Source organism: Polaromonas sp. CF318, from assembly GCF_000282655.1.
Classification (GTDB): Bacteria; Pseudomonadota; Gammaproteobacteria; order Burkholderiales; family Burkholderiaceae_C; genus Polaromonas.
In genome coordinates, this window is sequence record NZ_AKIV01000010.1 from 40,119 (window position 1) to 56,899 (window position 16,781).

Below are 16,781 nucleotides of genomic sequence, written 5' to 3' on the forward strand. Positions count from 1 at the left end.
TCACAGGTGTTTCGCTTGATCAGCAAAATTCTGCGTTTTTTCCTCAAACTGGTGCTGGGCCTGTTTGCGGCGGTGTTTGCCCTCAGCCTGCTGGCGGCCGCGCTGATCGTCGTGGTGCTGAGCCTGCTGAAATCCCTGGTCACCGGCCGCAAGCCGGCACCAGCGGTGGTCTTCGGCCGCTTCCAGCGCTATTCGCCCCAGGGCATGTGGCCGGGCGGCGCCGGCCGTGAGGCCGGCAACGCGGCACGCACCGGCGACGTGGTGGACGTTGAAGTGCGCGAAGTGCGCGACGACAAACGCCTGCCTTAAATCCCCGCCGCCAAGGCGCGCAGGACGCCAGTCCCATCGCAGCCCTGCTTTCTTTTCTTGCTGCTCCACCAGTTCCACGCGGCGGTTCTTCGCGCGGCCGGCTTCGTTCGCGTTGCTGGCCACCGGTGCGATATTCGCGGTGCCGTGCGCACGTCCAGATTGCGGCCCTTGGAAGAGATCGGCCTTGCCCTGCTGGCCCCGCGCCTCAGGCCGCGACGGGTGAACGGTTTTGCCGCAGTACAGCCAGCGTGTTGTTCACGGCGGCGACGCCCATGTTGACGTAGGCATCGCTGGTGACGCCGCCGATGTGCGGGCTCAGGATGAAACCGGGCTGGTGGTGAAAGATATGCGGCACCGTCATGGGCTCTAGCGCAAAACTGTCGAGCGCGGCCATGCCGACCTGGCCCGACTGCACAGCCGCCAGCAGCGCGGGCTCGTCAACCAGTCCACCGCGCGCGGTGTTCACCACGATCACGCCCTTTTTGCACTGCGCCAGGGTGTTCGCGTTCAGCAACTGCTTGTTGTCGGCCGTCAGCGGGCAGTGCAGGGAAATGGCATCGGACTCGCGCCAGAGCGTGTCCAGATCGACCGGTTGGATATGGGCGGGCAGGCTCTTCGCAAAGGGATCAAAGCCCAGAACGCGCATGCCCATGGCATCACACATTTTCGCGAAACGCAGGCCTATGGCGCCCAGGCCGATCAGGCCTATGCTGCGCCCGCCCAGCTCCACGCTCTTGTGCGTGGCCTTGTCCCAGTGTCCCGTGTGCATGCGGGCGTTAAGCTGGACCACCGACTTGGCGCAGGCCAGCAGCAGTGCCAGCGCCTGCTCGGCTACCGCGGCGGCGTTGGCGCCCACGGCGGCGGTGACCGCTATGCCGCGCGCGGCGGCCGCCGCCTTGTCGATGGTGTCCGTGCCGCTGCCGTGCTTGGAAATGACTTTCAGGGCCGGCGCGGCATCCATCACCTCGGGCGTGATGCTGCTGTAGCGCACGATGATGGCCACCGGGTTGTAGTGCCGGCACAGGGCCACCAGGTCGGCCACCTGCGGCGTCTTGCCGGCATAGACCACTTCAAAATCCTTGAGCAAGGACAGCGCCTGGGGGGCCAGGTCGGCGGCGGTGACCAGGATGGCGGGCTTGGCGCTCACAGGCTTTCCCCCGCCTGCAGCACGCCGGCGGCCACCAATGATTCATTCAGCCAGGGTGCGCTGGTTTTGCCTTCCTTGATCTGGGCGATGCGTTTGGCCTCGGCCGCCACCTTGTGCGCCGCCAGCGGCAGCAGCGATTCAATTTTTTCGCGCTCGACCACGACCACGCCGTCGGCGTCGCCGCTGATGAAGTCGCCGGGGTTGACCGTCACGCCGCCCACCGACACCGGATGGCCGATACGGCCGCCGGCCTGCTTGGTCGGTCCGTTGGGATTGGTGCCGACGGAGAACACCGGATAGTCCATGTCGTCGATCTCCAGGCTGTCGCGCACCGCGCCGTCGATCACCACGCCGGCCAGTCCCAGCTGCCGGCATGCCGTCATCATGATGGTGCCCATGAGCGCGCTGGTCTGGTCGCCTTTGCCGTCAATCACCAGCACGTCACCCGGCCGGGCCAGCGCCATGGCGGCATGGATCATGAGGTTGTCGCCCGGGCGCACCTCCACGGTGAAGGCCGTGCCGGCGAACTTCATGCGCGGGCGCAAGGCCTTGATGCGGCCGTGCAGCGCGCCGCGGCGACCCGCCACGTCGGCCAGGATGGCGGGCTGGTATTGCGCGGCCTGCGCGACGACCCCGGCGGGTACGCGGTCGAAGGCTTTATTGATGTCTTGCTGGTTCATGGGAGTGCTCAATAAGGAATTGTTGAAAAAGACAGTGCGGCGCGCTCAGTCCAGCTTGGCGCCGGATTCTTTGACGACCGGTGCCCAGCGCGTGATCTCAGCCTTGATCAGCGCGCCCAACTGTTCGGGCGTTCCACCCAGCACGGCGGCACCCTGGTCACCGAGTTTTTTCTTGACGTCGGCGGTTTGCAGCGCCTTGTTGAGTTCGGTGTTCAGGCGCAGCACGATGTCTTTGGGCACAGCCGCGGGGGCCACCACGCCAAACCAGGTCACCGCCTCGAAACCCTTGTAGCCCGACTCGGCCACCGTCGGCACCTGCGGCAGGTCGTCCACGCGCTTGAGGGAGGTGACGGCGATGGCGCGCATCTTGCCGTTCTTGATATGGCCCAGCAGCGTGGGTACCGACGACATATACAGCTGCACCTGGCCGCCTATGACGTCGGTCGCCGCCTGGGCCATGCCCTTGTACGGCACGTGGATGAATTTGACCCCCGCCGTCTTCTGCAGCAGCTCGCTGGCCAGGTGGGCCACGGTGCCGTTGCCAGGGGACGCGAAATTGAGGGACCCGGGTTTGGCCTTGCTGGCATTGACCACGTCGGCCAGCGTCTTGTAGGGTGAATCGGCGGCCACCACCAGCACCAGCGGCGCGCTGGCCACCAGGCCGACCGGCGCCAGGTCCTTGACCGGGTCATAAGGCATCTTGCTGTAAAGCGCGGGGTTGATGGCCAGGTTGCTGGTTTGCCCCAGCGCCAGCGTGTAACCGTCGGCAGCCGCCTTGGCCGCGGTGTCCACACCCAGGTTGCCGCCGCTGCCGGGTTTGTTGTCAATGACAAACGTCCAGCCCAGCGTGGTGGACAGCTTTTGGGCCACCTCCCGCGCAATGATGTCCGTGCCCCCGCCCGCCGGGAAGGGCACGACCAGGCGGATCGGTTTGTTCGGATAGGCCTGCTGGGCCAGCGCGGGAATCGCCAGCATGGCGAGCAGGGCGGCCAGCAGGCCGCGGCGCAGAAAAATCATGAAATGTCTCCGTAGTTCTGAACTGACCCGCAAATTGTGATGCAGCGTTCCGTTTGTTAAAATACAGTTTCACCTGTCGCAACACAGTTCATGTCATGAGTGCATCCCCGCCCAACACCCCTGGCCCGGCGCCCGAAGAAGAATCCACCGGTGTCAGCGCAGTCACCCGCGCGCTGCGGCTGCTGGAGGCCTTTGGCACCAGCGATGCCCAGTTGACCCTGGCCGAATTGAGCCGCCGCACCGGCATGCACAAGACCACGGCCTTGCGCATCGCCCGCACGCTGGCTACCGACCATTACCTGGTGCAAAAGGAAGACGGCAGCTGGCGGCTGGGCCGGGCCGCCGGCTGGCTGGGCGCCTGCTACCAGGCGACCTTCAACGTGCATGAAGTGGTCGAGCCCGTGCTGCGGGAACTCACCATAGAGACCGGTGAAAGTGCCTCGTTTTACGTGCGCGAAGGCAACCAGCGCACCTGCCTGGCCCGGGTTGACGGGCCGCGCACCATTCGCCACCACGTGCGTGTCGGCATCGGGCTGCCGCTGAACCTGGGCGCGCCTGGCCGGGTGATCCTGGCTTTTTCGGGCGAGCCCGGCGAGCCTTATGAAACGATCCGCCAGCGCGGCTACCACCTGTCGCTCGGCGAACGCGAGCCGGAGGTGTCCAGCGTGTCGGCGCCGGTCTTCAGCATGGGATGGCGGCTGCTGGGTTCGGTCTGCATTTCAGGGCCCACCTCGCGCCTGACGGAGCCGCGCCTGAAGGAGCTGGCCCAAACCGTGATCAAGGCGGCCAACCAGCTGTCCTATGCGCTGGCGGGAAGCCGCAAACCTGCGGCCGGGCCAGCGGGAGCTCCGGCCGCCTGGCATCCTTAAGATCGTTGGCCCATCTGGTAATTGGAAGAATTACCCGCATTTACATCCCGGAAACCAAAGCGGCTGAACCAAAGCCCGGGCACCGCGCTCATACTGGGGACCTAGGGTTATTACTTATTAGCCTTGCGCTATCCGAGTCATTGAACCTATTGCTTAGCACTCTCTCTAACAGAGTGCTAATATTTAGCACTAGAGAAAAGGAGTTCTGCAGTGTCATATGCTCTTTCCCCCCAATCGCTGACCGCTGCCGTGGCCGTGCCCCAGTCGGGCGCCGTCGCAGCCGTCAACCCTTGGTCGCTGGTTCCCCCACTGGGCAACCTGGACGCCTACATTTCCGCCGTCAACCGCCTGCCCATGCTCACCCTGGAGCAGGAGCAGGAATACGCCAAAAACCTCAAGGAAAACAACGATCTGGACTCGGCCGGTAAGTTGGTGCTCTCTCACTTGCGCCTGGTGGTGTCGATTTCGCGCAAATACCTGGGTTACGGCCTGCCGCACGGCGACCTGATCCAGGAAGGCAACATCGGCCTGATGAAGGCCGTCAAACGCTTCGACCCGGACCAGAACGTGCGCCTGGTGAGCTATGCCATGCACTGGATCAAAGCCGAGATCCATGAGTACATCCTGAAGAACTGGCGCATGGTCAAGGTCGCCACGACCAAGGCCCAGCGCAAGCTGTTTTTCAACCTGCGCTCCATGAAGCAGGGTTTCAAGGACGATGCCGACGTGGCGACGCACCGCGACACGCTGACCGAAGGCCAGATCGATTCCATGGCCAAGACGCTGAACGTCAAGCGCGAGGAAGTCATCGAGATGGAGCAGCGCATGTCGGGCGGCGACGTCCTGCTGGATCCCAGCCCCGGCGACGACGGCGAGGACGCCTTCGGCCCCATCGCCTATCTGGCCGACGCGACGCAGGAGCCGACCGCGCTGATGGAATCGCGCCAGCGCGACAACCTGGCCTCTGACGGCATCACGGCCGCGCTGGAAGAACTGGATCCTCGCGCCCGGCGCATCGTGGAAGAGCGGTGGCTCAAGGTGAACGACGACGGTTCGGGCGGCATGACGCTGCACGACCTGGCAGCCGAGTACAAGGTCAGCGCCGAACGGATTCGCCAGATCGAAGTGGCGGCCATGAAGAAGATGAAAAAGGTGCTGGCGGCTTACGCATAAGCGAAGACGCATAAACAGGCCGGGCAAGCCCGCGCCGTGCTCCCCGAAAGCCCGCTCCCTCCAGGGTGCGGGCTTTTTTGTGGGCCATGCCTCCTCCTTTTGGCTTTCCGCTGCAATAAATTGCCGTTGCGCGCGCACACCACTTGAGCGAGGCACGCCAGGCCGGCGCAAATTTAGAAAGCTTTTACCCGCGCGCAGTCGCACAATGAATTTGTGCTGATCTTTCACGCGCTCACCGGCAGGCCCGGACGCTTTCAGCAGTTCGTGCGCGCCATCCTCTGCAGCAAGGGCATCAGGGGAAGGGTGTTGGCGGTGTGCCTGCTGGCCGCCATGCCGGGATGGGCGCAGCAAGGCGCCGACGCGCGGTTGCCGGTGCTTCAGCTCAATGCGCCCGACGGCCAGATCGAACTGGCCGAACACAGCCAGTTCTGGATCGATGCGACCGGCAAGGCCGTGCCGGAACAGGTGGAAGCCTGGGAGTACGACCTGCCGTTTGCGATGCGCCCGGCCGGCCACACCGCCATGCTGGAGGGCAAGGTGATGTGGGTGCGCTTTAATGCCATGCAACCCGACCTGTCGCAGCGCTGGGCGCTGGAAGTGAGCAGCGCGGGCGTGGACCGCGTGAGCCTGCATTACCGCGACGCCGCCGGGAACTGGGTCGAACAAAAGGCGGGCGACAAAATCCCGGTGAACCAGTGGCCGCGCCCCGACCGCTTTCCGGTCTTCGACCTGGATAGCGAGCAGACCCGGCCGGTCACCTATTTCATACGCGTAGAGCAGGCGCGCAGGCCATTTTCAGCGCCTCTTTATATCTACAAGCACCCTGCCCTGCTGGCGCAGCGCATGCAGGAGCAGTTCCTGCTGGGTGCCTACTTCGGCCTTGCGCTGCTGATGGCCCTGGTGGCCGCCGCCAATGCGGTGGCATTCAGGGACAGGAGTTTCGCGGCCTACGCCGTTTACATCGCCGCGCTGGCGGCGGCGCAAGCCGCGCTGCTGGGCATAGGCGGGCAATACCTGTGGCCGGACTCGCCGAGATGGAACGACCTTTCGGCCTTCCTGCTGCCGGTGCTGGCAACCTGCAGCGGCCTCTGGTTTGCCCGTGTGGTGACCCGCCCGCGCCAGTTCTCGGCCGTGCTGGACTGGCTGTCGCTCAGGCTGATCACCGTATTGGCGCTGCTGACGCTGCTGGACACCGCGCTCCCGACACGCGCGGGCTTCATCACCGTCACGGCCCTCATCGTCGCGGCCCTGGTGCTGATCTGCGTGATGGTGTTCATCGCCTGGCGAAGCGGTGAGCCCACCATGCGCTGGATCGCGCTAGGCTTTGTGCCGGTCGCGGTCGTGGTGCCCTTCCCCATACTGCGCGACCTGGGCCTGGTCCCGATCAGCTTCCTCACCCAGTACGGCCTTACCCTGGGCGCGGCGCTGGAAACGCCGCTGCTGTTTTACGGCCTGCTGCGGCGGGGCGCGCAGCGCCGCGAAGCCCGGGCGCGCGCCGCGGCGCTGGCGCAGACCGAGCCGCTCACGGGCCTGAGCAACCTGCACACCTTCGAGGCGCGGCTGCAGGAAGCCTTGCTGCGCTCCAGCCGCTACGGGCACCGCAGCGCGCTGCTGATGATTGAGCTCTCCAACCACGGCTGGTTCGCCAGGGAGCACGGGCGGCAGATCGCCGACTACGCGCTGGTGCTGGCGGGCTCCTGCCTGCGCAAGCTGGCGCGCGACATCGACATCGCCGCGCGCGTCGACGACAGCGAGTTTGCTCTGTTGATAGAAGGGCCTGTGACTGCCGCGCAGGCCGTGGCCGCGGCCACCCAGCTGGTGGCGCGTGCGCTACAGCCCTCGGACTTGCTGCCGGTGGGCTCGCACCTGAAGCTGCACGTCGCGATCGCCATGGTGCCGGACGCGCAGTGCGGCGCGCAGCCGGACGCGGCGCTGCACCTGGCCTATATGCTCAAGTCGCTGCGGGAGATGCCGGCCGACACGCGCAAGTCCATCAAGACGGTGAACTTTTAACGGGGCTGCTCAGGAGTTCTTCAGCAGCAGGCGGATGTCGGATGCCAGCGCCTCCGCGCCGCCGCCGTAGCGGTTGTACAGGCGTATGCGGCCCTTGCCGTCGAAGACATAGCTGCCCGCGGAGTGGTCCATGGTGTAGCTGCCGGGGGTCTTGCCGTCGACCTTCTTGTAATAGACCTTGAAGTCCTTGGCGACGTCCGGCAGTTGGGCCATGGTGGGGCGCAGCGCCAGAAAGCCCGGGTCGAAGTTGCCCATATAAGCCTTGAGCAATTCGGGCGTGTCGCGCTCGGGGTCGACGGTGATGAAGATGGCCTGCAGCTTGTCACCGTCGGGGCCCAGCAGTTTCTTGACCTGGGCCAGCTCGGCCATGGAGGTCGGGCAGACATCGGGGCATTGCGTGAAACCAAAGAAGACCACGACCACCTTGCCGGGGAAATCTTTCAGCGTGCGCACCTGGCCGTTGTGGTCAGCCAGCGTGAAACCCTGCGCATAGTCGGCACCGGTCAGGTCTATGCTTTTGAACTGCGGCTTGTCGGGCGCGCAGGCCGCCAGCAAGCCGGCCATGGCCGCGAGCGCGGCGCCGCCGGCCAGGGTTCGAATCGCGCCGCGGCGCGTGGGCGGCAAGGTGTTGGGGGTTTTCATGCGGGATTCAGACAAGGTAGTGGTCCAGCAGCAAGGCCGCAAACAAGACCGAAAGGTGGATCAGCGAAAAACGGAAGGTCTTGCGCGCCAGCGCATCGGAATAGTTGCGCCACAGGCGCCAGCCGTACCAGCTGAAGCCTATGCTCAGCGCCACGGCGGCCACCAGGTAGAGCCAGCCGCTCATCTTGAAGATAAAGGGCATCAGGCAGGCGGGAAACAGCACCAGCGTGTACAAAAACACCTGCAGACGCGTGAACTCGTTGCCGTGGGTGACGGGCAGCATGGGCAGGCCGGACTTGCGGTAGTCCTCGACGCGGTACAGCGCCAGCGCCCAGAAATGCGGCGGCGTCCAGAGGAAGATGATCAGGAACAGAATCAGCGCCTCGGGGCCGACCGCGCCCGTCATCGCGGCCCAGCCCAGCACCGGCGGCATGGCGCCCGAAGCGCCGCCGATCACGATGTTCTGCGGCGTCATGGGCTTGAGGATCACGGTGTAGACCACCGCATAGCCGATGAAGGTGGCGAAAGTCAGCCACATGGTGAGCGGGTTCACCCACACATACAGGATCCAGGAGCCCAGCGCGCACAGCGCGGCCGAGAACGCCAGCGTGAGCGGATTGTTGAGCTCGCCCTTGGCCGTAGGGCGCCACGCGGTGCGGCGCATGCGCGCATCGATATGCTGCTCGACCAGGCAGTTAAAGGCCGCGGCGGCCCCGGCGACCAGCCAGATGCCGGCGCAGGCGATGAGCGCGAGCCTGATGTCGGGCCAGGTGGGAACGCCGGGAACGGCCAGCACCATGCCGATCAGCGCGCAGAACACGATGAGCTGCACCACGCGCGGCTTGGTCAGCGCATAGAACTGCGCGAACTTCGACGGAACGTGGGGCGCGGCGGAAGCCGGGGCGGCGGACGGGGTGCTGGGGTTCATGGGGAATCGTTAGGCATTCAATTTTGACGCATGTGGCGCGAGGGCCCCGCCGCGGCCGGAAAAGACCACGCCGCTGAGCACAATGACCAGGGCCGCGGCGCCGCCGGTATGCATGACCGCGGCCAGCAAGGGCCAACCCAGCACGGCGTTGCTGATACCCGTGACGGCCTGCAGCAACGTGAGCCCGGCCAGCCAGCGCGCAGGCGCACGAAACGCCGGCACGCGATGCAGAAGGAAAGCCAGCGCGAGAAACGCGGCAAACACCAGGTAGGCCGTGAGGCGGTGCACATAGTGGATGGCCGTGAGCGCCTGGAAGCTGATGTTGGCGCCGTCATGGCCCGCGCCCAGCTCGCGCCACAGCGTGAAACCCTGGCGAAAGTCCATGGCCGGCCACAGCGAGCTCTGGCAGCCCGGAAAGTCGGTGCAGGCCAGCACCGCGTAGTTGGTGCTGACCCAGCCGCCCAGAGCAATCTGCAACCACAGCAAGGCGAAGGCCGCCATCACGGCCAGGCGCAGGCCCGCGGGAAGAACCGTGGCGCTGGCGCCGTGTGCCTGCGCGTACCGCGCGGCCTGCGCGCGCAGCAGCGCCAGCAACACCAGGCCGCCCAGCAGGTGCAGCGTGACGATGGCGGGGAATAACTTCATGGTGACGGTGAGCGCGCCGAATGCGCCCTGCAAGCACACCCAGACCAAGGTGGCGGTAGGCCACCAGGGCGAGACGGATATACGCCTGCGCTCCAGCCAGCTGGTCACCGCGAGGGTCAGGATCAGCACGCCGACGCCCGTGGCGAGGTAGCGATGGATCATTTCAATCCACGCCTTGGAATGCGTGACCGGCCCCGTGGGCATCGCGGCTTGCGCGGCTTCGATGTACACCTGCGCACCGACCGGGCTGGCGCTGCCGTAGCAGCCCGGCCAGTCGGGGCAGCCCAAGCCCGAATCGGTCAAGCGGGTGAAGGCGCCGAAGATCACCAGGTCAAAGGTAAGGAAGAGCGTGACCAGCGTGAGCACGCGCAATCGCTGCGCTACCGGCGCATGCTTGTTGTGCGCCCACACCCAGGCCAGCGGCCCGAGCGCAACCACAAGGCCCATGATCATCAGGCGCAGGGCGGGGCTCAGGTCGTAGAGGACGGTACTGGACATGGTGTGATGTGAGATGAGATAGGCGTTAAACCGGCTTTGTCGGTTTAACGTCCTTCTTTATCCCAGCTACTTGAGGCGCGCAACAGGCGCTCCAGGTCGCGCTTGGCCTTGGCCGCAGCGGCGGTATCCATGTCGGCCGGGAAACGCATCATCAAATTGCCGATGGGGTCGACCAGGTAGAGGTGGTCTTCCAGGCGCTTGCCGGCGGCGGGCTCCAGCCACTGCGCGAGTTCGGCCGGCGCCACGCGCAACACGGCCGACGATGCCAGCGCCGGCAGCAGCGCATCGCGCACGGGCGCGTCGTCGGCAACCAGCCAGACGCGGTCCAGGCGCTCTTTTTCCTTGCCCAGCGATTCGCGCAGCTGGCGCTGGAAATACAGGTTCTGTTCGCAGCGCGCCTCACAGGCGCCACCAGCCACGCTGATCAGCAGCCACTGGTTCTTGAGCGCCGTCAGCGTGCCGGTGCGGCCGTCGAGCGCGCGTGTGGCCAGCGGCGGCAGCGGGCGCTGCGGGTCTATCAGATCGCCGAAGTTGCGGCGGCCTTCAGGACGGACCACGTAGTAAGTGAAATAGGAGGCGACCACCGGGGCGGCGCACACCAGCAGCACGGCCAGCATCTTCCAGCGGCCGGCGACGGTGTTCGGCTCGCGCGTGCTGGACTGGTCCAGCACGGGCATGGCATGCACGGTCAGGCCCAGGGGCTGGTCCTGCGGGGCCGGCGCGGCGGCGGGGTTGGAGGAGGTGTCAGGCGTTGGGGTCACGGCAGTTGATCGCGGCTTGTTGGGCGGCGTGAGTGGATACGGGCACGGAAAGGAAGAACCAGCTGAAACCAGCCATAAAGAATGAATACCAGGGCGCACAGGCCGAACCACTGGAAGGCATAACCGTAGTGCTTGTCGACACCGAGATTCGGGGCGGCCCATTCGCGCAACAGGCCTTCGCTGGCCACGCCTGTCTGCAGCAGGGAGACCTCCAGCAGCGGCAGGCCGGTTTGCGCCCCATAGGCCGGCAAGTCGAGATTTTGCCGTATCCGGCCGGTCTCTATGCCCTGGAACTCATAAAGCTTGGAAGGTGACGAGGCGATACGGCCCTCCACCGTGACGGTACCGGTGGGCGTTGCCACCTCCGGCAGGCGCGTGCGGTCGGCGAAATCGCGCGGCACCCAGCCGCGCTGGACCACGATGGCCTGGGAGCCGCCTTCCAGCACCAGCGGCGTGAGCACCACAAAACCAGTCTTGCCGGCCATGGGCCGGTTGTCGAGGTAAACCGTGTGTTCCGGCCGCCAGCTGCCCTTGAGCACGGCCGGCCGGTGTATCTCGCCCGCCCTGTTCGGGCTCGCGAGCAGCGCGCGCGCATCGAGGGCGGGCAAACGGCCCTTGGACTCGACGTCCGCCTGCAGGGCTTCCTTCTGCGCGGCGCGGCGTAGCTGCCACTGCCCCAGCGAGAAGGTGGTGCCGGCCACCAGCACAGCGGCCGCGGTCAGCAGCCAGAAGCGCGGGGAATGCAAAGCCGGTGTCATGCGTCGATAATCCTGTTCATGAACTATCTCGTTGCACTGGCGTTTATCGCCATCCTGGCCAGCCTGGCTTCCGCGCTTTTTTTCATGCTCAGGGGCAGCGGCGACAGTAAAGATGGCAAGCGCAAAGCCAGCAACATGGCGCGCGCGCTGGCCTTCCGTATCGGGTTCTCTGTGCTGCTGTTCATTTGCATTCTGATTGCGTGGAAGCTTGGTTACATACAGCCCACTGGTATTCCCGCAGGCAAATAAACGTCACGCCAGCTGGCGAAATAAAGAACAAAGGCCGCATCAAGCGGCCTTTGATTGAGCGGCCGTAGCCGCAATTGGTTCCGTCTTAGAGCCAATACACCAGGATGTAGAGGCCCAGCCACACCACGTCCACAAAGTGCCAGTACCAGGCGGCGCCTTCAAAGCCGAAGTGCTTTTCAGGCGTGAAATGGCCTTTTTGCAGGCGCAGCGTGATGAACAGCAGCATCAGCATGCCGACGAACACGTGAAAGCCGTGGAAACCCGTGAGCATGAAGAAGGTCGAGCCGTACACGCCGGACGACAGCTTCAGGTTCATCTCGTGGTAGGCGTGGAAGTACTCATAGCCCTGCACGAACAGGAAGACCACGCCGAGCACCACCGTCGCCCACATGAAGGCGATGGTGCGGGCGCGTTTGCCTTCGATCAGCGCATGGTGGGCAATGGTGATGGTGACGCCGGAACTCAGCAGCAGCGCGGTGTTGACCGTCGGCAGGGAGCCCATGATGCTGGCCCAGATGCCGCCGCCCACGGCCAGCGGCTTCATGGCGGTGAATGGCTCGATGATGTCAGCGGGTGAAGCGGTCACGCCGGCGGCCAGGCTGGGCCAGACGGCCTTGAAGTCGGGCCAGAGCAGCGCGTTTTCCAGGCTGCCCAAGGCAGGCAGCGAGTGCGCGCGGGCCCACCACAGGGCGGTGAAGAAGGCTCCGAAGAACATCACTTCCGAGAAGATGAACCAGCTCATGCTCCAGCGGAAAGACATGTCGATCTTGCGGCCGTACATGCCGCTTTCGCTTTCGCCGATGGACTGGCTGAACCAGCGGTACAGCGTCACCAGCCACCAGATCATGCCGAAGGCCAGCGACCATTTGCCCCAGTCGTGGCCGTTGATCCATTGGCTGGCGCCGAGAATGACAAAAAACAGGCCGATAGACGCCATCACCGGATGGCTCGATGGGCTGGGAACAAAATAGTGGGGGGTTGACCCGTGGGTTGCTGATGACATCGCTGGACTCCTGTTTTTCTCTCGAATTTTCAATAATCTTTTAACTCACACCGTGATGCGCTGGCGGATGCGGCCTCAGCGCGCGACCATCCACTTCGCCAGCAGCACCAGGACTGCGACAAATACCACCACGGCGATCAGCCCGACCACAATGATGTGGAGAGGGTTCAGATTTTTCACGTCTTCCTCGTAATCGCCGCGCGCGCGCAGCCCCACGAAGGACCAGGCCACGGCCTTGACCGTGCGCCAGAAGGAAGGTTTTTTGGCGGATGCGGCGGCCATGCTGCTCATGCGCCTGCCTGTTTTTCCGCAGCAACACCGGCCGTCGTCGCCTTGGACGTCGCCGGCGCGGCCGGCGTCTTGCCGCCGACTTCAAAAAAGGTATAGGACAGCGTGATGGTGCTCACGTCTTTCGACAGCTTCGGGTCGATGACAAAGGCCACCGGCCACTGCTTTTTCTCGCCGGGCGCCAGGGTGTACTGGCTGAAGCAGAAGCATTCCAGCTTGTTGAAATGCGCGCCGGCCTGGGCGGGCGCGTAGCTGGGAATGGCCTGGGCGGACATGGTCCGGTTCTGCACGTTCTGGAATTCGTACATCACCGTGGTCAGCTCGCCCGGATGCACCTGCAGCGTGTTTTTCGCGGGCTTGAATTGCCAGGGACCGCGCGAATTCGCGTCGAACTCGACGGTAATGGTGCGGCTGAAGTCCACCTGGGTATTGGCCGGCAGGCTGGAAGTCGCCCCGGGAATCTGCCGGTCCGACAGGGCCAGCACGTTGATGCCGGTCATCTCGCAAATCGCCTTGTAAAGGGGCACCAGCGCATAACCGAAGGCGAACATGCCGAGCACGATCACGCCCAGCTTGCCCATCATCTTGAAGTTTTCGCGCTTGAGCCGCATCACAGTGGTATCGGTTTGAGCCTGTAGCCGGATGGACCGGTTCAGTGCGCCAGGAAAATCATCTTGGCCATGAAACCCACAAAAAAGACGAGCGCGACCGAGGCCAGTATCAGGGCCAGCCTCAGGTTGCTTTTCTTTTGCTCAGGTGTCGTCATGACGGTTTACCGATGGAGTTTGAATCAGCCGATCACGCGGGTTGCCGAGGCATCCAGCTTGGGCGGGGTTTCATAGGTGTGGAAAGGCGCGGGAGACGGGACTTCCCACTCCAGGCCTTCGGCGCCCTTGCCGCCTTCATCCACCCAGGGGTTCTGCTTGGCCGGGGCGCCCTTGCCGCGCATCGTGGGCACCACGATGAACAGGAAGAAATAGAGCTGCGCGAAGCCGAAGAAGAAGGCACCCACGCTGGCCACGGCATTGAAGTCGGCGAACTGCATGGGGTAGTCGGCGTAGCGGCGCGGCATGCCGGCCAGGCCCAGGAAGTGCATCGGGAAGAAGGTCACGTTGAAGGAAATCAGCGACCACCAGAAGTGGATCTTGCCGCGGGTTTCGTTGTACATGACGCCGGTCCATTTGGGCGACCAGTAGTAGTAGCCGGCGAACAGCGCGTAGAGCGAGCCGGCCACCAGCACGTAGTGGAAGTGGGCCACCACGTAGTAAGTGTCCTGCAGCTGGATGTCGATCGGTGCGACCGAAAGAATCACGCCCGTCAGGCCGCCGATGGTGAACACGAAAATGAAGCCCACCGCGAACAGCATGGGGGTTTCAAAGGTCATGGAACCACGCCACATGGTGGCGATCCAGTTGAACACCTTCACGCCCGTGGGCACGGCGATCAGCATGGTGGAGTACATGAAGAACAGCTGGCCCGTGACCGGCATGCCGGTGGTGAACATGTGGTGCGCCCACACGACGAAGCTCAGGATGGCGATGGAGCCGGTCGCGTACACCATGGAGGCGTAGCCGAACAGGCGCTTGCGCGAGAAGGCGGGAATGATCTGGCTGATGATGCCGAAGGCCGGCAAGATCATGATGTAGACCTCGGGGTGGCCGAAGAACCAGAAGATGTGCTGGTACATCACCGGGTCGCCGCCGCCGGCGGGGTTGAAGAAGCTGGTGCCGAAGTGGCGGTCGGTCAGCGTCATGGTGATGGCGCCTGCCAGGACGGGCATCACGGCGATCAGCAGGTAGGCGGTGATCAGCCAGGTCCAGCAGAACATCGGCATCTTCATCAGCGTCATGCCGGGAGCGCGCATGTTCAGGATGGTCACGATGATGTTGATCGAGCCCATGATGGACGAGGCGCCCAGGATGTGCATCGCGAAAATACCGGCGTCCATGGACGGGCCCATCTGCAGCGTGAGCGGCGCGTAGAGCGTCCAGCCCGCGGCGGGCGCGCCGCCGGGCATGAAGAAGGAGCCGGCCAGCATGATGCCGGCGGGAATCATCAGCCAGAAGCTGAAGTTGTTCATGCGGGCGAAAGCCATGTCGGCCGCGCCGATCTGCAGCGGGATCATCCAGTTCGCGAAGCCCACGAAGGCCGGCATGATGGCGCCGAACACCATGATCAGGCCGTGCATGGTGGTGAGCTGGTTGAACAGTTCGGGATTGACCACCTGCAGGCCGGGCTGGAACAGCTCGGCGCGGATCAGCAAGGCCAGCACGCCGCCGAACATCAACATGAAGAAACTGAACAGCAGGTAGAGCGTTCCGATGTCTTTATGGTTGGTCGCGAACACCCAACGGCGCCAGCCCGCCGGGGCATGGTCGTGGTGGTCGTCGTGCGCGTGGTCGTGATGGTCTAGAACTGCACTCATCTTGGCTTCCTTTGGTGGCTTTGGCCTGTAGCTTTATCTTGGCGGCCGGCGCGCGGGGCGCCGGCGAATTCTGGTCGTGGGACGGATCGGCTTACTTGCGGGCGGCCTGCACTTCGGCGGGCTGGACGATCTGGCCGGTCTGGTTGGACCAGTTGTTCTTGGTGTAGCTGACGACAGCCGCGAGGTCGGTGTCGCTCAAAGCCTTCCACGATGGCATGGCGCCGCCGGCAGCGCCATTGAGCACGATGGCGATCTGTTTCTTGTGGTCGGCGTCGAGAACGATGGCCGAGCCGTCCAGCGGCTTGATCGGGCCTGCGCCCTTGCCGTTGGGCTGGTGGCAGGCGGCGCAGTTGGCGGCGTAAACCTTTTCGCCGCGGGCTTTCAGGTCAACCAGGGTCCAGACCTTGGAAGGATCATCGGCCTTGGCGGCGGCTTCCTTGGCCTTGACGGCAACCCAGGCGGTGTAGTCGGCGGCGGAGACGACCTTCACGTGGATGGGCATGTAGGCGTGTTCCTTGCCGCAGAGCTCCTGGCACTGGCCATAAAAGTCGCCCACTTGTTCGGCGCGGAACCAGGTGTCGCGCACAAAACCGGGAATCGCATCCTGCTTGATGCCGAAGGCCGGCACCGCGAAGGCGTGGATCACGTCGCTGGCGGTGGTGATGATGCGGATTTTCTTGTTGACGGGAACAACCAGCGGGTTGTCGACCTTGAGCAGGTAGTTGTCGGGCGCCTCGCCGACCTTGGGGCCGCCGTTGTCGGACATTTCGCGGTGGGTGTTGTCGAGCGTGGAGACAAAGCCTATGCCTTCGCCTTCACCCTTGATGTAGTCATAGCCCCATTTCCACTGGATGCCGGTGGCCTTGATGGTCAGGTCGGCGCCGGTGGTGTCCTTCTGGGCGACCAGCACCTTGGTGGCGGGCAGCGCCATGGCGATCACGATGAGGAAGGGAACGATGGTCCAGGCGATTTCCACGGCGGTGGACTCGTGGAAGTTGGCCGATTTGTGGCCCACCGACTTGCGATGCTTCACGATGGAATAAAACATCACGCCGAACACCGCCACGAAGATCACGAGGCAGATGGCCATCATGAACCAGTGCAGCCACTGCTGTTCTTCGGCGATCTTGGTCACGGCCGGGTGCAGGTTCAGCTGGTTGACGGCGGGGCCGCCCTTCAGGTCGTTCACGGCGTAAGCGGCGGTGCTGACCCAGGCGGCCGCAGATACCAGAATTGCGCCTGCATGCTGCATGCCAAGCCGTGTCATTTTGCTCATGGTGTTGCTTACGTTCATCGTGATCACTTTTTCTGCTTCAATTACCGACCAAATTAACCGGCTGATTATAAAGTTAGCGGCGGGTCCCCCCGCCGCACCT

19 protein-coding genes are annotated in these 16,781 nt (G+C 64.3%); 5 read left to right on the forward strand and 14 right to left on the reverse strand.

What is annotated here, in order from left to right:
• Positions 1-6 precede the first annotated feature (6 nt).
• Positions 7-309 (forward strand): hypothetical protein, encoded by a 303-nt coding sequence (locus tag PMI15_RS01490; RefSeq protein WP_157214491.1) that lies wholly within the window; start codon positions 7-9, stop codon positions 307-309.
• Between the two features lie 205 nt (positions 310-514).
• Here PMI15_RS01490 and PMI15_RS01495 read toward each other — a convergent pair whose 3' ends face one another.
• Genes PMI15_RS01495 through PMI15_RS01505 form a run of 3 tightly spaced genes read right to left on the reverse strand, consistent with a single transcriptional unit; the run spans position 515 to position 3,153 of the window.
• The gene (locus PMI15_RS01495; protein WP_007862898.1) at positions 515-1,456 is read right to left on the reverse strand and encodes an NAD(P)-dependent oxidoreductase; all 942 of its coding nucleotides are present in this window, start codon (positions 1,454-1,456) and stop codon (positions 515-517) included.
• Positions 1,453-2,136, reverse strand: coding sequence for an RraA family protein (locus tag PMI15_RS01500; RefSeq protein WP_007862901.1), 684 nt, complete (start codon positions 2,134-2,136; stop codon positions 1,453-1,455). Before PMI15_RS01500 ends, PMI15_RS01495 begins: the two co-directional genes overlap by 4 nt.
• A 45-nt stretch (positions 2,137-2,181) precedes the next feature.
• On the reverse strand, positions 2,182-3,153 hold the full coding sequence (locus PMI15_RS01505) for a tripartite tricarboxylate transporter substrate binding protein (protein ID WP_007862903.1): 972 nt from the start codon (positions 3,151-3,153) through the stop codon (positions 2,182-2,184).
• Between the two features lie 95 nt (positions 3,154-3,248).
• Between PMI15_RS01505 and PMI15_RS01510 the strand changes: the two genes are divergently transcribed.
• From PMI15_RS01510 to PMI15_RS01520, 3 genes are all read left to right on the forward strand, one after another.
• Positions 3,249-4,022 carry an IclR family transcriptional regulator gene (locus PMI15_RS01510; protein WP_007862905.1) on the forward strand — a complete coding sequence of 258 codons (774 nt, stop codon included), beginning with the start codon at positions 3,249-3,251 and terminating at the stop codon, positions 4,020-4,022.
• A 210-nt stretch (positions 4,023-4,232) separates the two neighbouring features.
• A complete protein-coding gene (gene rpoH, locus PMI15_RS01515; protein WP_007862907.1) occupies positions 4,233-5,195 on the forward strand; it encodes an RNA polymerase sigma factor RpoH in 963 nt (320 codons plus the stop codon).
• A gap of 213 nt (positions 5,196-5,408) precedes the next feature.
• Complete coding sequence (locus tag PMI15_RS01520; protein WP_007862908.1) at positions 5,409-7,208, forward strand: 7TM diverse intracellular signaling domain-containing protein; 1,800 nt, start codon at positions 5,409-5,411, stop codon at positions 7,206-7,208.
• Between the two features lie 9 nt (positions 7,209-7,217).
• On the opposite strand, the gene PMI15_RS01525 is transcribed toward PMI15_RS01520, so the two are convergent.
• Genes PMI15_RS01525 through PMI15_RS01545 form a run of 5 tightly spaced genes read right to left on the reverse strand, consistent with a single transcriptional unit; the run spans position 7,218 to position 11,440 of the window.
• On the reverse strand, positions 7,218-7,850 hold the full coding sequence (locus PMI15_RS01525; protein WP_007862909.1) for an SCO family protein: 633 nt from the start codon (positions 7,848-7,850) through the stop codon (positions 7,218-7,220).
• Between the two features lie 7 nt (positions 7,851-7,857).
• Positions 7,858-8,778, reverse strand: coding sequence for a heme o synthase (gene cyoE, locus PMI15_RS01530; RefSeq protein WP_007862910.1), 921 nt, complete (start codon positions 8,776-8,778; stop codon positions 7,858-7,860).
• A gap of 9 nt (positions 8,779-8,787) precedes the next feature.
• A complete protein-coding gene (locus tag PMI15_RS01535; RefSeq protein WP_007862911.1) occupies positions 8,788-9,921 on the reverse strand; it encodes a heme A synthase in 1,134 nt (377 codons plus the stop codon).
• Between the two features lie 44 nt (positions 9,922-9,965).
• Positions 9,966-10,682, reverse strand: a complete 717-nt coding sequence (locus PMI15_RS01540) for a hypothetical protein (protein ID WP_007862912.1) — start codon at positions 10,680-10,682, stop codon at positions 9,966-9,968.
• Positions 10,679-11,440: an SURF1 family protein gene (locus tag PMI15_RS01545; RefSeq protein WP_007862913.1), complete on the reverse strand. Its 762-nt coding sequence runs from the start codon at positions 11,438-11,440 to the stop codon at positions 10,679-10,681. The genes PMI15_RS01540 and PMI15_RS01545 overlap by 4 nt, the downstream gene beginning before the upstream one ends.
• An 18-nt stretch (positions 11,441-11,458) precedes the next feature.
• Between PMI15_RS01545 and PMI15_RS01550 the strand changes: the two genes are divergently transcribed.
• Positions 11,459-11,689 (forward strand): twin transmembrane helix small protein, encoded by a 231-nt coding sequence (locus PMI15_RS01550; protein WP_007862915.1) that lies wholly within the window; start codon positions 11,459-11,461, stop codon positions 11,687-11,689.
• Positions 11,690-11,774: 85 nt separating this feature from the next.
• Here PMI15_RS01550 and PMI15_RS01555 read toward each other — a convergent pair whose 3' ends face one another.
• The 6 genes from PMI15_RS01555 to coxB all read right to left on the reverse strand — a co-directional run bounded on the left by PMI15_RS01555 (position 11,775) and on the right by coxB (position 16,672).
• On the reverse strand, positions 11,775-12,692 hold the full coding sequence (locus PMI15_RS01555) for a cytochrome c oxidase subunit 3 (RefSeq protein ID WP_007862918.1): 918 nt from the start codon (positions 12,690-12,692) through the stop codon (positions 11,775-11,777).
• Positions 12,693-12,767: 75 nt separating this feature from the next.
• Positions 12,768-12,983, reverse strand: a complete 216-nt coding sequence (locus tag PMI15_RS01560; RefSeq protein WP_007862920.1) for a DUF2970 domain-containing protein — start codon at positions 12,981-12,983, stop codon at positions 12,768-12,770.
• Entirely contained in the window at positions 12,980-13,591 is a 612-nt protein-coding gene (locus PMI15_RS01565; RefSeq protein WP_007862921.1) for a cytochrome c oxidase assembly protein, read from the reverse strand. Before PMI15_RS01565 ends, PMI15_RS01560 begins: the two co-directional genes overlap by 4 nt.
• 41 nt (positions 13,592-13,632) lie before the next feature.
• Complete coding sequence (locus tag PMI15_RS25230) at positions 13,633-13,746, reverse strand: cytochrome oxidase small assembly protein (RefSeq protein WP_007862923.1); 114 nt, start codon at positions 13,744-13,746, stop codon at positions 13,633-13,635.
• Positions 13,747-13,770: 24 nt separating this feature from the next.
• Positions 13,771-15,405 carry a cytochrome c oxidase subunit I gene (ctaD, locus tag PMI15_RS01570; RefSeq protein WP_007862925.1) on the reverse strand — a complete coding sequence of 545 codons (1,635 nt, stop codon included), beginning with the start codon at positions 15,403-15,405 and terminating at the stop codon, positions 13,771-13,773.
• A gap of 91 nt (positions 15,406-15,496) precedes the next feature.
• The gene (gene coxB, locus PMI15_RS01575; protein ID WP_036837099.1) at positions 15,497-16,672 is read right to left on the reverse strand and encodes a cytochrome c oxidase subunit II; all 1,176 of its coding nucleotides are present in this window, start codon (positions 16,670-16,672) and stop codon (positions 15,497-15,499) included.
• Between the last annotated feature and the right edge of the window lie 109 nt (positions 16,673-16,781).

Coding starts and splice junctions, on each gene's coding strand:
- PMI15_RS01500 (WP_007862901.1), bottom strand. CDS start 2,136: ATGAACCAGCAAGACATCAATAAAGCCTTCGACCGCGTACCCGCCGGG.
- PMI15_RS01505 (WP_007862903.1), bottom strand. CDS start 3,153: ATGATTTTTCTGCGCCGCGGCCTGCTGGCCGCCCTGCTCGCCATGCTG.
- PMI15_RS01510 (WP_007862905.1), top strand. CDS start 3,249: ATGAGTGCATCCCCGCCCAACACCCCTGGCCCGGCGCCCGAAGAAGAA.
- PMI15_RS01525 (WP_007862909.1), bottom strand. CDS start 7,850: ATGAAAACCCCCAACACCTTGCCGCCCACGCGCCGCGGCGCGATTCGA.
- cyoE (WP_007862910.1), bottom strand. CDS start 8,778: ATGAACCCCAGCACCCCGTCCGCCGCCCCGGCTTCCGCCGCGCCCCAC.
- PMI15_RS01535 (WP_007862911.1), bottom strand. CDS start 9,921: ATGTCCAGTACCGTCCTCTACGACCTGAGCCCCGCCCTGCGCCTGATG.
- PMI15_RS01545 (WP_007862913.1), bottom strand. CDS start 11,440: ATGACACCGGCTTTGCATTCCCCGCGCTTCTGGCTGCTGACCGCGGCC.
- PMI15_RS01550 (WP_007862915.1), top strand. CDS start 11,459: ATGAACTATCTCGTTGCACTGGCGTTTATCGCCATCCTGGCCAGCCTG.
- PMI15_RS01555 (WP_007862918.1), bottom strand. CDS start 12,692: ATGTCATCAGCAACCCACGGGTCAACCCCCCACTATTTTGTTCCCAGC.
- PMI15_RS01560 (WP_007862920.1), bottom strand. CDS start 12,983: ATGAGCAGCATGGCCGCCGCATCCGCCAAAAAACCTTCCTTCTGGCGC.
- PMI15_RS01565 (WP_007862921.1), bottom strand. CDS start 13,591: ATGCGGCTCAAGCGCGAAAACTTCAAGATGATGGGCAAGCTGGGCGTG.
- PMI15_RS25230 (WP_007862923.1), bottom strand. CDS start 13,746: ATGACGACACCTGAGCAAAAGAAAAGCAACCTGAGGCTGGCCCTGATA.
- ctaD (WP_007862925.1), bottom strand. CDS start 15,405: ATGAGTGCAGTTCTAGACCATCACGACCACGCGCACGACGACCACCAC.
- coxB (WP_036837099.1), bottom strand. CDS start 16,672: ATGACACGGCTTGGCATGCAGCATGCAGGCGCAATTCTGGTATCTGCG.